Origin of the sequence: Streptomyces sindenensis (assembly GCF_014649035.1) — a bacterium.
Classification (GTDB): Bacteria; Actinomycetota; Actinomycetes; order Streptomycetales; family Streptomycetaceae; genus Streptomyces; species Streptomyces sindenensis.
Map to the genome: position 1 here is coordinate 51,097 of NZ_BMSG01000019.1, position 12,280 is coordinate 63,376.

Annotated in this window: 13 protein-coding genes and 1 pseudogene; 6 read left to right on the top strand and 8 right to left on the bottom strand. The window is 71.1% G+C overall.

The annotated features are described in order from the left end of the window. Positions 1-29: 29 nt before the first annotated feature. Positions 30-779 (bottom strand): acyltransferase, encoded by a 750-nt coding sequence (locus tag IE145_RS20745; protein WP_189526960.1) that lies wholly within the window; start codon positions 777-779, stop codon positions 30-32. A gap of 160 nt (positions 780-939) precedes the next feature. On the opposite strand from IE145_RS20745, the gene IE145_RS20750 reads away from it, so the two are divergent. Then, positions 940-1,470, top strand: a complete 531-nt coding sequence (locus tag IE145_RS20750) for a gamma carbonic anhydrase family protein (protein ID WP_069736221.1) — start codon at positions 940-942, stop codon at positions 1,468-1,470. Between the two features lie 92 nt (positions 1,471-1,562). Here the strand turns inward: IE145_RS20750 and IE145_RS20755 are convergent, their stop codons facing one another. Further along, a complete protein-coding gene (locus tag IE145_RS20755; protein WP_006122944.1) occupies positions 1,563-2,000 on the bottom strand; it encodes a DUF4442 domain-containing protein in 438 nt (145 codons plus the stop codon). Between the two features lie 121 nt (positions 2,001-2,121). Between IE145_RS20755 and IE145_RS20760 the strand changes: the two genes are divergently transcribed. Continuing rightward, positions 2,122-3,216, top strand: coding sequence for a DUF8017 domain-containing protein (locus IE145_RS20760; RefSeq protein ID WP_189526961.1), 1,095 nt, complete (start codon positions 2,122-2,124; stop codon positions 3,214-3,216). A 61-nt stretch (positions 3,217-3,277) separates the two neighbouring features. Here IE145_RS20760 and IE145_RS20765 read toward each other — a convergent pair whose 3' ends face one another. The 3 genes from IE145_RS20765 to IE145_RS20775 form a co-directional block, all read right to left on the bottom strand. Further along, the gene (locus IE145_RS20765) at positions 3,278-4,123 is read right to left on the bottom strand and encodes a spermidine synthase (protein ID WP_189526962.1); all 846 of its coding nucleotides are present in this window, start codon (positions 4,121-4,123) and stop codon (positions 3,278-3,280) included. A 63-nt stretch (positions 4,124-4,186) separates the two neighbouring features. Beyond that, positions 4,187-5,362 (bottom strand): elongation factor Tu, encoded by a 1,176-nt coding sequence (tuf, locus tag IE145_RS20770; RefSeq protein WP_189526963.1) that lies wholly within the window; start codon positions 5,360-5,362, stop codon positions 4,187-4,189. A gap of 340 nt (positions 5,363-5,702) precedes the next feature. Continuing rightward, positions 5,703-6,443 carry a DNA alkylation repair protein gene (locus tag IE145_RS20775; RefSeq protein WP_189526964.1) on the bottom strand — a complete coding sequence of 247 codons (741 nt, stop codon included), beginning with the start codon at positions 6,441-6,443 and terminating at the stop codon, positions 5,703-5,705. A 22-nt stretch (positions 6,444-6,465) separates the two neighbouring features. Here IE145_RS20775 and IE145_RS20780 point away from each other — a divergent pair, with 22 nt between their 5' ends. The 3 genes from IE145_RS20780 (at position 6,466) to IE145_RS20790 (ending at position 9,298) form a co-directional block, all read left to right on the top strand. Continuing rightward, complete coding sequence (locus IE145_RS20780; RefSeq protein ID WP_189526965.1) at positions 6,466-7,188, top strand: TVP38/TMEM64 family protein; 723 nt, start codon at positions 6,466-6,468, stop codon at positions 7,186-7,188. A gap of 167 nt (positions 7,189-7,355) precedes the next feature. After that, positions 7,356-8,231, top strand: coding sequence for an undecaprenyl-diphosphate phosphatase (locus IE145_RS20785; protein ID WP_189526966.1), 876 nt, complete (start codon positions 7,356-7,358; stop codon positions 8,229-8,231). Positions 8,232-8,680: 449 nt separating this feature from the next. After that, a complete protein-coding gene (locus IE145_RS20790) occupies positions 8,681-9,298 on the top strand; it encodes a GntR family transcriptional regulator (RefSeq protein ID WP_189526967.1) in 618 nt (205 codons plus the stop codon). 210 nt (positions 9,299-9,508) lie between these two features. On the opposite strand, the gene IE145_RS20795 is transcribed toward IE145_RS20790, so the two are convergent. Both IE145_RS20795 and IE145_RS20800 read right to left on the bottom strand, forming a co-directional pair. Beyond that, positions 9,509-9,706, bottom strand: coding sequence for a hypothetical protein (locus IE145_RS20795; RefSeq protein ID WP_189526968.1), 198 nt, complete (start codon positions 9,704-9,706; stop codon positions 9,509-9,511). Continuing rightward, a complete protein-coding gene (locus IE145_RS20800) occupies positions 9,703-10,083 on the bottom strand; it encodes a hypothetical protein (RefSeq protein WP_229825707.1) in 381 nt (126 codons plus the stop codon). Before IE145_RS20800 ends, IE145_RS20795 begins: the two co-directional genes overlap by 4 nt. A gap of 186 nt (positions 10,084-10,269) precedes the next feature. Between IE145_RS20800 and IE145_RS20805 the strand changes: the two genes are divergently transcribed. Further along, positions 10,270-11,493, top strand: coding sequence for a helix-turn-helix domain-containing protein (locus IE145_RS20805; RefSeq protein WP_189526969.1), 1,224 nt, complete (start codon positions 10,270-10,272; stop codon positions 11,491-11,493). Here the strand turns inward: IE145_RS20805 and IE145_RS20810 are convergent. Beyond that, a pseudogene (locus IE145_RS20810) lies at positions 11,474-12,111 on the bottom strand (HAD family hydrolase). The gene IE145_RS20805 and the pseudogene IE145_RS20810 sit on opposite strands and share 20 nt — an antisense overlap. Positions 12,112-12,280 lie beyond the last annotated feature (169 nt).

The window sequence follows — 12,280 nt, forward strand, 5'->3', positions numbered from 1 at the left end:
TCCACCGTCCACCGGGCCGGACCGGCGTCCTACGGGGTTTCCGGCACCTCGTCCAGCTCGGCCAGGGCCAGCAGCTGCTCGGGCGTGACGCCCTTGGGGATCGGCACGGGGGCGGGCGTGCGCAAGGGCGGCTGCCAGCCCTTCTCCGGGTCCCAGCGGCGCACGACGCGGGCGGGGGCTCCGGCGACCACCGCGTGGTCCGGGACCTCGCCCCGGACGACGGCGCCCGCCGCGACCACCACGTTCCGGCCGAGCCGGGCTCCGGGCAGGATCACCGCGCCGGTGCCGATCCAGCAGCCGGGGCCGATCGCCACCGGTTCCATCCGGGGCCACTGCCTGCCCACGGGCTCGTGCGGGTCGTCGTAGCTGTGGTTGGTCGAGGTGATGTAGACGTTCGGACCGCAGTACGTGTCCGAGCCGATGGTCACCGTCGTGTCGGCGATCACATGGCTGCCACGCCCCAGCACCACCCCGTCGCCCAGGGTGAGGATCGGGTCGGGTCCCAGGTCCAGGTCGGGCATCATCCCGGCGGTGAGGGTGACCTGCTCGCCGATGACGCAGTGCGCGCCCAGCTCGATCCACCGCTCCCCGAACACGGTCCCCTGCGGGAAGGCGAGCCGGGTGCCCGCGCCGATCGCTCCGAACCGCAGGCGCCCGGGGTGCTCGGCGGTGACCGCGCCCGCCCGCTGCGCCCAGGCCCAGCCGGCGTGGACCGCTCGGGAGGCGGCGCGGCGCGGCCAGCGGGCGAGGAAGGAGAACGTGTTTCGGTTCTTCGGCACGCGCTCACGGTAGTCGGCGGCGCGGTCGGCGATCCCCGCGGTGACCTGTGATGTTCGCCCCACTGCGCGGCGGCCGCCGGGGGCCGTCGCCTACCGTGAGAGCCGGCCTGATCCGGTGGAGAGGGCCCAGGAGCACCACACCGGCGCGAAGGAGCAGGCGATGGCGGAGCAGGCGTTGATCACGGGCATGGGCGGCAAGGAGCCGGACATCGATGTGGACGCTTTTGTGGCCCCGACCTCCGTGGTGATCGGTGAGGTGACGCTCGCCCCGGGCTCCAGCGTCTGGTACCAGGCCGTGCTGCGCGCCGACTGCGGTCCCATCACGCTCGGCCCCGACAGCAACATCCAGGACAACTGCAGCGTGCACACCGACCCCGGTTTCCCGCTCACGGTGGGCGCGCGGGTCTCGGTCGGCCACAACGCCGTGCTGCACGGCTGTGTGATCGAGGACGACGTGCTGGTCGGGATGGGCGCGACGGTGCTCAACGGCGCGCACATCGGCGCGGGTTCGCTGGTCGCGGCGCAGGCTCTGGTCCCGCAGGGGATGCGGGTGCCGCCGGGCTCGCTCGTCGCGGGGGTGCCCGCGAAGGTGAAGCGGCCGCTGACCGCCGAGGAGCTGGAGAGCATCCGCTTCAACGCGGCCGGGTACGTGGAGCTGGCGAAGGCGCACCGCGAGGCGCACGGCGGCTGACGCCCGCCCGTGGACAGCCGGAAGGCCCCGGGCCGTCGCCCCTCCCGCATCCGGAGGGGCGACGGCCCGGTCTCATGTGCGGACGGCGGTGGTCAGCCGTTGGGGCGCAGGGTCCACACGACGGTCATCTCGCCGGTGACCGCGCCGTCGGCGCGCGTGATCTCGATGGCGACGGGGAATTCCGGCCGCTGTCCGGCGTCCAGCTCGGCGACCACGTCGGCGATCGGGCGGCCGAGGGTCGCGGTGGCGGTGACCTCGCCCATGGCGAGCTTCTTGTAGCCGATCTCGGCCTTCACGGCGAGCGGCACGGCCCGCGACATCTGGTCGCCGAAGGCGGCGATGACGATCGCGCCACTGGCGGACTCGGCGAGCGTGAACATCGCTCCGGCGTGCGGGCCGCCGACGTGGTTGTGGTAATCCGCCTGGTCGGGCAGCCGGACGACGGCGCGCTCCGGGGTCGTCTCCAGGAATTCGAGGTTGAGGGTCCGGGCCATCGGAACCGTGGCGACGAGCATCTCGCCCACGGTCATCTGTTCAGCGCTCATACCGGAAGGTTACTCACCAGTAGCACCGTTTGGCCATCCCCTTGTGACGGCTCCGGTACAGGGCTGGCGTAGAAGTGGGCGCACGGCCCATCTATGGTTACTGGCCATGTGGCCAGGAACGCAGCCGCCCGGGGGCGAGCAGAACCCGCAGGACCAGAACCAGAACCCGTACCAGCAGCCGGGGTACCAGCAGCCGAATCCCTACCAGCAACCGGGATATCCGCCGCAGGGCCAGTCGGGGCAGCCCACCGAACCGGGCTACGGGTACCCGCAGGGCCAGTCCGGCGGGCAGCCGGGGTACCAGCAGCCCAATCCCTACCAGCAGCCGACGGTGCCGCAGTACGCCGTCCCGGGCCCGCCCGGCGGGCCGAAGCCCGGGGACGACAAGAAGAAGACGACGATCGTGGCGATCGTCGCGGCGCTGGCCGTCGTGATCGCGGCGGGCGTCACCGGTTTCCTCGTCCTCGGCAAGGACGACGACGAGGGCAAGAACGTCGCCGGAGGCGAGAAGACCGCGTCGCCGAGTGCCAAGCCGAGCGAGACGGCCACCGGCTCCGCGCCGCCCGTGGAGAACCCGCGGGGCTCCGAGAGCGACCCCAAGCCGCTCATTCCGGGGTGGAAGGTCGTCACCAACCCCAAGTGGGGCACGCAGTTCGACGTTCCCGGCGACTGGGAGGTCGCGAGCTCGGGAATGTTCTCCGGCTTCGAGGACGCCAAGAAGGAGGACGGGTCGCCGGTCGCCGGCTTCTCCGCACCCGCCTACTACAAGAGCAAGTGGTGCGTCGACGACTCCGACGGGGACGGCCGCGAGGAGGACACCGGGCTCGCGGGCGTCGGGACGAAGGGCGCCCAGGGTGCCAAGAGCACCGACGAGGCCGCACGGAACGAGGCCGCCAACTGGGTGTGGGCCGCCTACGCCCAGCTCGACCCGAAGTCCAAGGTCAAGGTCGGCAAGGCCAAGCCCTTCACCACCAAGTCGGGTCTCTCCGGCAGCGTCGCGCAGGCCACCGCCCTGGAGCTGGCCAACAAGGAGAAGTGCGACAGCGACGGGAAGTCGATCGCCTTCTCCTTCAAGAACTCCAAGGGCGACTTCTCGACCTGGGTCCTCTACGCCGCCGCCGGCGTCAAGGACGAGCTGCCGGACACCACCATCCAGCAGATCCTGAGCACGGTCCGCCTCGCGGGTGAGCCCACCGGCTGACACCCGCACGACGCAGCGCGTTCCCGCACCACCCTGCCGCCCCGCCCGCCCGCATGGAGCCTCAGCCCACGCTGAAGGCCCCGGCGGGCGGTTCGGGCGAGGCGACCGCGTCCGCGTCCGCCACCGGGCGGGCTCCGTCGATGAACCGGGTCAGCGCGGCACCGTGGGTGACCCGCGCGGGGAAGACGTCCGCGGCGCAGCGGCGGACGAGCGGGTCCACGTCGATGGGCGTGGACGAGGCGAGCAGCACGACGTTGCCGAACCGCCGCCCGCGCAGCACCGCCGGTTCCCCGACCAGCGCCAGCTCCGGGAAGACGGCGGCGAAGTTCGCCAACTGTGAGCGGAGGAAGGCGAACGGCGCGCTGTCGGCCAGGTTGGCCGCGTAGATCCCGTCCGCGCGCAGGGCCCGCCCGGCCGCCCGCGCGTACTCCACGGACGTGAGGTGCGCCGGCACCCGGGAGCCGCCGAAGACGTCCGCGATCAGCAGATCGGCGGAGGCCGGGGCCGCTTCCTCCAGCCGCGCCCGGGCGTCGGCCGCGTGCAGGGTGATGCCGCTCCCGTCGGGCAGCGGCAGATGCTCCCGGACCAGCCCCAGCAGCCCTCGGTCCGCGTCGACCACGTCCTGCCGTGAGCCGGGGCGGGTCGCGGCCACGTAGCGGGGCAGGGTCAGCGCACCACCGCCCAGATGGAGGACGTCCAGGGGCGCACCCGGCTCCGCCGCGCCGTCCACGACGTGGGCGAGCCGCCTGACGTACTCGAACTCCAGGTAGGACGGGTCGTCGAGGTCGACGTAGGACTGGGGTGCGTCGTCGACCGTGAGCAGCCAGGCCCGGTCGCGGTCCACGTCGGGCAGCAGCCGGGCGGTGCCGCAGTCGACCTCGCGGATGACGGGTATCGGCTCGTTCACCTCTCCATTGTCGCCGCCGTCGCCCGCCGCCCCGAACCGAGGGGTGGCGGGCAACGGGCGGTCTCAGAGCAGCTCGGTGACCGTTCCCGCGCCGACCGTGCGGCCGCCCTCGCGGATCGCGAAGCCGAGACCCGGCTCCAGCGGCACGTCACGGCCCAGCTCCACGGTCATGGTGACCGTGTCGCCGGGGCGCGCGACCGCCGCCTCGCCGAGGTCGACGTCGCCGACGACGTCCGCCGTACGGATGTAGAACTGCGGCCGGTAGCCGGTGGCGACCGGGGTGGTCCGGCCGCCCTCCTTCGCCGACAGCACGTACACCTGCGCGGTGAACCGGCGGCTCGGCGTGAGGCTGCCGGGCGCGGCCACGACATGGCCGCGGCGGACCCGGTCGCGCTCCACCCCGCGCAGCAGCAGCGCGACGTTGTCCCCGGCCTCGGCGGACTCCATCGGCTTGCCGAAGGTCTCCAGACCGGTGACGACCGTCTCGACGTCCGCGCCCAGCACCTGGACCCGGTCGCCGACACGGACGGTGCCGCGCTCGACCGCGCCGGTGACGACGGTGCCCCGGCCGGTGATGGTCAGGACGTTCTCGACGGACAGCAGGAACGGCGCGTCGGTGTAGCGCACCGGCATCGGTACGTACGTGTCGACGGCGTCCAGCAGCCCTTCGATCGCCGCCGTCCACCGCGGGTCGCCCTCCAGCGCCCTGAGCCCGGAGACCCGGACCACGGGGACGGTGTCACCGCCGTACCCGTGCGCGGAGAGCAGTTCGCGGACCTCCAGCTCGACCAGGTCGGTCAGCTCGGGGTCGCCCGCGTCGGCCTTGTTGAGGGCGACGACGATGTGGTCGACGCCCACTTGACGGGCCAGCAGGACGTGCTCGGCGGTCTGCGGCATGATCCCGTCGAGCGCCGAGACGACGAGGATCGCCCCGTCGAGCTGCGCCGCGCCCGTGACCATGTTCTTGATGTAGTCGGCGTGTCCGGGCATGTCGACGTGCGCGTAGTGGCGGGTGTCGGTCTCGTACTCGACGTGCGCGATGTTGATGGTGATGCCGCGCTGGGCCTCCTCGGGGGCCCGGTCGATCCGGTCGAAGGACACGTAGGAGGTGGAGCTTCCGCCGCGCTCGCTGAGGACCTTGGTGATGGCGGCGGTGAGGGTGGTCTTGCCGTGGTCGACGTGGCCCATCGTGCCGATGTTGAGGTGCGGCTTGGTGCGCACGTAAGCCGTCTTGGACATGGCTCGTTCCTTCTGAAGCACTCGAAGCTGAGAAAAGATGAAGACCCCAGGGCCCCGCCGACCCTCCCCTTGCGGGGTCCGCCGGACTGTCGGGGGAGGGTCAGCTTCGGGCGCCGCCGATGGGCGCTGCGGCGACGGCGTGAGCCGATGCGACTGCTGCCGCGGCAACGGCTGCCGCGGCCGGGGCGAGTGCCTCGGCGACCGCGTCGTTCACGGCAGCCTTCGGCGCGTCCGCGACTGCGGACGGCGCTGCGGGGAAGGCGTACCGGAACATGCCCCTGATCATGGCCGGGCGCGGCGGCCGCGTCGAATGGTTTTCCCCCGCCCTGTCCGCCGCGGCTCAGAGGTTCTTGAGGGCCTCGCGCACGGAGAGCGGGGACAGCCGGGTCCGCGCGCCGTCGACGAAGTCGCGTACGGCGGCGGGGTCGGTCTTGGCGTACTCGCGCAGGGCCCAGCCGATCGCCTTGCGGATGAAGAAGTCCGGGTGGTCCGCGCGGCGCAGGCAGTAGCCGAACAGCCGGTCGGCGTCGGTGGCTTCCTGGTAGCGCAACTGGTGGAGGAGGGCGGTCCTGGCGGCCCAGAGGCTGGGGTCGTCGATCCACCGGTCCATCTCCCGGGCGAGCGCCGGGTCGGCGGCGACCAGCGGGCCCGCGACATGCGCGGCGAGCAGGTCGACCGTGTCCCACCAGGGGACGGTGGTCACCAGGTGGTGCAGGACGGGCAGGAAGCCGGAGGTGCAGCGGCCCGCGTGGCGGCGCAGATGGTCGACGGCGAAGTAGTGGTACTCGCGCTCGGGCAGCCGCCAGCAGCGCAGCGCGATCGCGGTGCAGTCCCGCTCGTCCGGCCGCCCGGTGCCCGCCAGCACGGTCCGTGACAGGGCCCGGCGCTCGGGGGCGGGGATCCCGAGGAAGGGTGCGACGTGCTTCATGTACGCGGCGGCGGCCTCGGCCCGTACGGGGTCGGCGGCGGGGGCGTAGGCGGCGACGAGCCGCTCCAGGACGGTGTCGGCGAGGGCGCTGACCGGCGGAACGGGGGCGTCGGCGGCGTGGTTCACGCGACGCACATTACGGCGATCACACATCCTTTTCGGTTACTCTCCCCGAATGTTCGACCCCGTCCCCGCCGCCCGGCCCGCCTCCGGTCCGGCCCTGCGCCTCTCCCGGGCGCTGTTGTCGCCGTGGTCCCGTCTCTCGTTGCTTGTCGTCGTCCTGCTCGGGGCCGCGACGACGATGCTGCTGTTCGAACCGCAGCGGCTGCTGGCGTCGGGCTGGCCGCCCGAGCTGACCGGGGGCGCGGCGGCGATGGTCTTCGGCCTGGCGTACGGGGCGCTGACGGTGGCGTTCGTGCCGCGGCCGCTGCTGAACATCGCCGCGGGCGCGCTGTTCGGCGCGCAGACGGGTCTGGCAGCGGCGCTGGCGGGCACGGTGCTGGGTGCGGGCGTGTCGTTCATGCTCGGCCGGGTGCTGGGGCAGGACGCGTTGCGGACCCTGCTGCGCGGGAGGCTGCTCACCGCGGCGGACGGGGTGCTGAGCCGGCACGGCTTCCGGTCGGTGCTGGCGCTGCGGCTCTTCCCCGGGGTGCCGTTCGCCGCCGCCAACTACTGCGCGGCGACCTCCCGGATGGGCGCTCCGCCGTTCCTCCTGGCGACCGGTCTCGGGTCGATCCCGAACACGGCGGCGTACGTGATAGCCGGCAGCGAGGCCGCGTCGCCGACCTCGCCGGTGTTCCTGGCCGCCATGGGCTTCATCGTGCTGTCCGGTCTCGGCGGGGCGCTGGTGGCCTGGCGCAGACGCCACCGGCTGGGCCGCGACACGCCGGAGGGCTGACCCTCCTGCGGCACGTGGATGACCGGCACAGTCGGCCTGACGTTCACTTTCGGGCGATACGCTGCCCGCGACCTCGAAGTCCTTGACCGCACTCCGCACTTTGCACGCTGCCGACGGGCCCAGCCCCGTGGCCGATGCACGATCACCTCCGGGATGGCCTAAGCCCCATGAGCTGGTTCGAATCATTCGTCCTGGGACTTGTTCAGGGACTCACCGAGTTCCTGCCGATCTCCTCCAGCGCGCATCTGCGGCTAACGGCCGCGTTCGCCGGCTGGCACGACCCGGGGGCGGCGTTCACCGCGATCACCCAGATCGGCACCGAGACGGCGGTGCTCATCTACTTCCGCAAGGACATCGCGCGCATCCTGTCGGCCTGGTTCCGCTCCCTGACGGACCGTGCGATGCGCAGCGACCACGACGCCCAGATGGGCTGGCTGGTCATCGTGGGCTCGATCCCCATCGGTGTGCTGGGCCTCACGCTCAAGGACCAGATCGAGGGCCCCTTCCGCGACCTGCGGCTCATCGCGACGACGCTGATCGGCATGGGCATCGTGCTCGGCGTCGCGGACCGGCTGGCCGCGCGCGACGAGACGGGTGGCCGGCACCGGGTGGTCAAGGAGCGCAAGACGCTCAAGGACCTGGGCGTCAAGGACGGCCTGATCTACGGCTTCTGCCAGGCGATGGCACTGATCCCCGGCGTCTCCCGCTCGGGCGCGACGATCAGCGGCGGCCTGCTGATGGGCTACACCCGCGAGTCGGCCGCCCGCTACTCGTTCCTGCTGGCGATCCCCGCGGTGCTGGCCTCCGGCGCGTACGAGCTGAAGGACGTGGGCGAGGGGCATGTCTCGTGGGGCCCGACGATCTTCGCGACCGTGGTGGCGTTCTTCGTCGGATACGCCGTCATCGCCTGGTTCATGCGCTTCATCACCACCAAGAGCTTCATGCCCTTCGTGATCTACCGGATCCTGCTCGGCATCCTCATCTTCGCGCTGGTCAGCGCTGGTGTATTGAGTCCTCATGCCGGTGAATCCGGTAGCCATTAAGGGCCGCGAACGGCGGTTTCTTCTACTCTTGATCTAGAAGATTCGAGAGAAGAATAGAGGCGTTTCGAGGCTGATCGACGGGGTCGTCTCCCAGTCGATCACCTGGGCAGCACAAGGCCGAGGCGAGGTCGCCACCTGGAGGGGTGGAGCGCGGCCTCGCCTCGGCCGCCTTACCCAACGAGCGGAACCGGAAGTTGGATGACCGGGGCTCACTGGAGAGGGAGGGAAGGCCCTCCCTCCCGCCGCTAAAGGGGTGCGCGACAGGAGGGAGACTTCCCTGACGGTGCGCGCCCCATCAGGGTCACGCCCGCCAAGCGATAGATCCAGCGAATGTCCTTGCGGGGCGACAGGTCGAGCAGCGTCGCGCGCAACCTGATATATCAGGTTCACCGACTGCTTCGTAGGTTCGAACTTCACTCGATGATCATTGATCGACGTAAGAGGTTCGGATGGCAGAAGCGGCGTACCGGCGTATCGCCGCCGACATCCGCCGCCGCATCCGGGATGGCGACTGGACTATCGGCCAGCCGCTGCCTTCGCGCCGCGAGATGGCCAACCGGTACCACGTGCACGAGCAGACGATCCGCCTCGCCTACGACCTGCTCCGCAGGAGTGGTGTTCTCGACGGAGAGAAGGGGCGTCACGTCACGGTGGCGCATCCTCCTGCTGTGCGCACTCTCACGAACGCCGACCTGCCGTGGCCGTACAGCGCCGAGACCACCGACACCCGGCCGCGGCCCGCGACCGAAGAGCTCGCCGCCCGCCTCGGCGTTCGACCTGGGGCGATGTTGCAGCACGAGACGGTGGAGTGCCTCGACCCCGGGGGCCATTCGGCGATGATCGTGTCCTCTTGGTGGCGCGGAACGCGCAGCCCTCACGCCAGCCACGTGGTGGAGGTGGGCACAGCACCGCTGACTGTCAACCAGGCGCATTCCCTGGGCTTGCTGGTGGGCATGGTGGCGTTTCGTCTGGTGCGGACTCGCCTCGATGAGGACGGCGCTCCGGTGGAGACTGCTGATCTCGTCCTCCCCATCGATCGGTGGTTGATCCGTCTGCGCGGCCAGTGACAGGCTGCGCCTACTGACTCTGGGGTCAGTCAGTCCATCGAGCCTTGCTCACTTTTGACTGAAAAACTAGTGCCATGCGGCAACTGATGCTCTGACCATGCGTCAGGGTCACCGCGCGTATAACTACAGGCCAGGGAGCAGGCAGCCCTTACTGGAAGACACCCCGGTCGGCGTGTGACCGTCCAGTACCGGTGACCGAAACCGGGCTGTTCATGGCCCGGTGCAGCAGGGGCCGGCCCACACCTCGGTGTCCAGGACGTGCGCCCCGTCCCGTTCCTGGATCACCCCGGCCGACACAGCGCCGTGGTCGAGGAGCTTCTTGCACCACACGCACGCCCGGCCCGCGGCCTGCTCCCACGTCAGCTCGGCCAGGGTCGGCAGCTGGCGTTCGACTGCTGTGCCGTTCACCGTCCGACCGCAGCGGACGCCGCGTCTTCCAGGGCGGCCCGGAGCGCGGCGGTGTCGGTAAGGAACCCGTCGTCGCCGGGGCAGATCCGCCAGTGCGGGCCAGGCCCCTGGGTCCGTCTCGGCGGTGGGAACACCACGTGGGCTCCGGCCCCGAGGATGCGGGCGCCGGGCACCTCCTCGGGTTTCCACTCGGCGGCGGTCCCGGGGGCGATGAAGAAGTACATGCAGCCCTCGTGCGGGTCCTGGAGGGCGGCTCCGGCCCGGCTGCCGAGGATGGCGGCGGCGTCGCTGCCGACACTGCGGGGGACACGGACGGCGTCCCAGGTGTCGCCGGCGGGCTCTAACCGACAGTTCTTGATCTTGGTCGTGGATGGCACTGGGTTCTCCCTGTGGCTGAGGTGATCGTCCACCAAGGTTGGGTCTGTGCCCGCGTGTTTTCGAGGGCTTTCAGAGGACTCTTGGCGTCACAGATGAGGACTTTCATGCGCCCATTGGGAGTACGACTGGCCACCCGTAGGGCCCGGTGTGAAACTGGGCGGCACTTGCCACGATGGAGGACCAGCGTGCCGCCGAAGCCCAGCAACACTCGACTCAAGTCCGCCCGTCTTGCCGCGGGTTACCACTCTCAGCAAGCCCTCGCCGAAGCCCTCGGCGTCGGTGTCCGTCAGGTTCGCCGGTGGGAGTCCGAAGCGCCGCCGTGGCCGCACCCCGACCTTCAGCAGGCTCTCACACGGGTCCTCGGCCAGGACCTCGAAGCCCTGGGTTTCACTCCGCCCGCAGGGCACGACCCGGTGCGGCGCACCCTCATCGCCGGAACCGCCGCCGCGGTAGGCCTGGCCGCTGTGCCGTCGCAGGCGTCCGCGACCATCCAGCCCGCGTCGGTGGCCGCCGACTATGAGGCGGTGACTCGGTCGCACCGGCGCCTGTACTGGTCGGTGGCGCCGGCCACCCTGCACCCTGCTGCGGTTGCGCACGCCACCCTCGGGTGTGCGCTCCTCCCAGAGTCCGCCGGTCGCACCCGCCAAGCAGTGGCCGCTGCCCTTGCGGAGACGTGGCTGCTCGCCGGGCGCATCGAGTTCTTCGACCTCCGCGAAGCCGACCGGGCCGGCACCGCATGGCACCGGGCGCTCCAAGCTGCGGGCGAGGCGGATGATGCACTGCTCGGTGCGGCGATCCTCGCCCACACCGCGTTCATCCCTGCCTGGGCCGGCCGCCGGGACAACGCGGTGGAACGGATGACCGCAGCGCGCACCTACGCCCGCCGCGGCCCCGCCTCAGCCGAGTTGCTCGCATGGTTGGACGCGGTCGAGGCCGAGTGCGAAACCCGGTGCGGGAACACGAAGACGGCCCTGCACCTCATCGGGCACGGCGAGGACGTACTGGCCGCGGGTGGTGAGCATGAGTCGCCGGCGTGGCTGGACTGGTTCAGCCCGGTCCGCCTGGCCGCGTTCAAGGGGAACACTCAGCTGAAGGCCGGGCACCTCCCCCAGGCCCGCGCCACGCTCCAGGGTGTCCTCGACGCTCTGCCCGCGGTGGAGGAAAAGCAGCGGTCCGTGATGCTCGGCGACCTCGCCGCGGTCGAGGTGGCCGCGGGGAACCCGGAGGCGGCCTGCCGGTACGCGTGCGAGGCCCTCGATCAGCTGGAGGTCACCTGGTACGCGACGGGGATGGACCGGGTGCGGGACGTGCGGCGGGCGTTGGCCCCGCACCAGCATCAGCAGTGTGTGCGGGACCTCGATGAGCGTCTGTACGGGTGGTCGACGACCGTCAGTGCTCTCGCTCGTTGAACCTGGCGATGAGCGGGGACAGTTCGAGGAGGCTCTCCACCCGGAAGGTGGGGAGCTTCTCCGCTTCTTCTGTGTGCCACTGGATGGTGGCCCACGGCCCGCGATGGATGAGCGCGGTGTGCATGCCTGCGGCGGCGCCGGGCCGGAGGTCGTTGTCGACGCGGTCGCCGACGTAGAGGATCTCGTCGGGTTCGGCGGGGACGACGGCGGCGACGCGGTGGAAGAACTCGGGGTCTGGCTTGGAGGCGCCCCAATCGTCGGAGGTGCCGATGAGGTCGACGTCGGTGGCGAACAGGTCGCGGAGGATCCCGCCGGCGCGCACCGTCTGGTTGCCTGCGATGCCGAGCCAGAGTCCGTCGGCGCGGAGGGCCTTCAGGGAGTCCCGGACGTCGGGGTAGAGGTCGGTTTCGTCGAAGTGCTCGGGCTGTCCGGCTGCGGCGCGGGCGTCGCGTTCGGCGTAGAGGTCGAAGCCGGGTAGTCCTTGCCCTGCGCGATGGTGGCACCGAACTGGGCGGCGAACGTATGCCTCGGGACGCCGAGCCAGTCGGCCCAGGTGCCGTATTCCCGGGTTTCGTCTACGAGGCATTCTCCGACGTCGAACACGACTGCACGAATCATGTGGGCATCCTACGAGCTGCGGGCAGGGCTGATTGTCCCACCCGAGCCGTAGACTGCGGGCATGCCCACTTCTCCCGCCCAGCCGCCGCATGCCCGGTCGCTGAGTGCTGTGAACGAGGAGATTCGGGGCCTGTTGGAGGCGGGGGGTTTGGTGTCGCCGGAGGGGCGC

Bases quoted from the DNA above. Each gene is read 5' to 3' on its own strand.
- IE145_RS20775 (WP_189526964.1), bottom strand. From the start codon at position 6,443: ATGTGTGATCGCCGTAATGTGCGTCGCGTGAACCACGCCGCCGACGCC.
- tuf (WP_189526963.1), bottom strand. From the start codon at position 5,362: ATGTCCAAGACGGCTTACGTGCGCACCAAGCCGCACCTCAACATCGGC.
- IE145_RS20780 (WP_189526965.1), top strand. From the start codon at position 6,466: ATGTTCGACCCCGTCCCCGCCGCCCGGCCCGCCTCCGGTCCGGCCCTG.
- IE145_RS20790 (WP_189526967.1), top strand. From the start codon at position 8,681: ATGGCAGAAGCGGCGTACCGGCGTATCGCCGCCGACATCCGCCGCCGC.
- IE145_RS20760 (WP_189526961.1), top strand. From the start codon at position 2,122: ATGTGGCCAGGAACGCAGCCGCCCGGGGGCGAGCAGAACCCGCAGGAC.
- IE145_RS20785 (WP_189526966.1), top strand. From the start codon at position 7,356: ATGAGCTGGTTCGAATCATTCGTCCTGGGACTTGTTCAGGGACTCACC.
- IE145_RS20755 (WP_006122944.1), bottom strand. From the start codon at position 2,000: ATGACCGTGGGCGAGATGCTCGTCGCCACGGTTCCGATGGCCCGGACC.
- IE145_RS20750 (WP_069736221.1), top strand. From the start codon at position 940: ATGGCGGAGCAGGCGTTGATCACGGGCATGGGCGGCAAGGAGCCGGAC.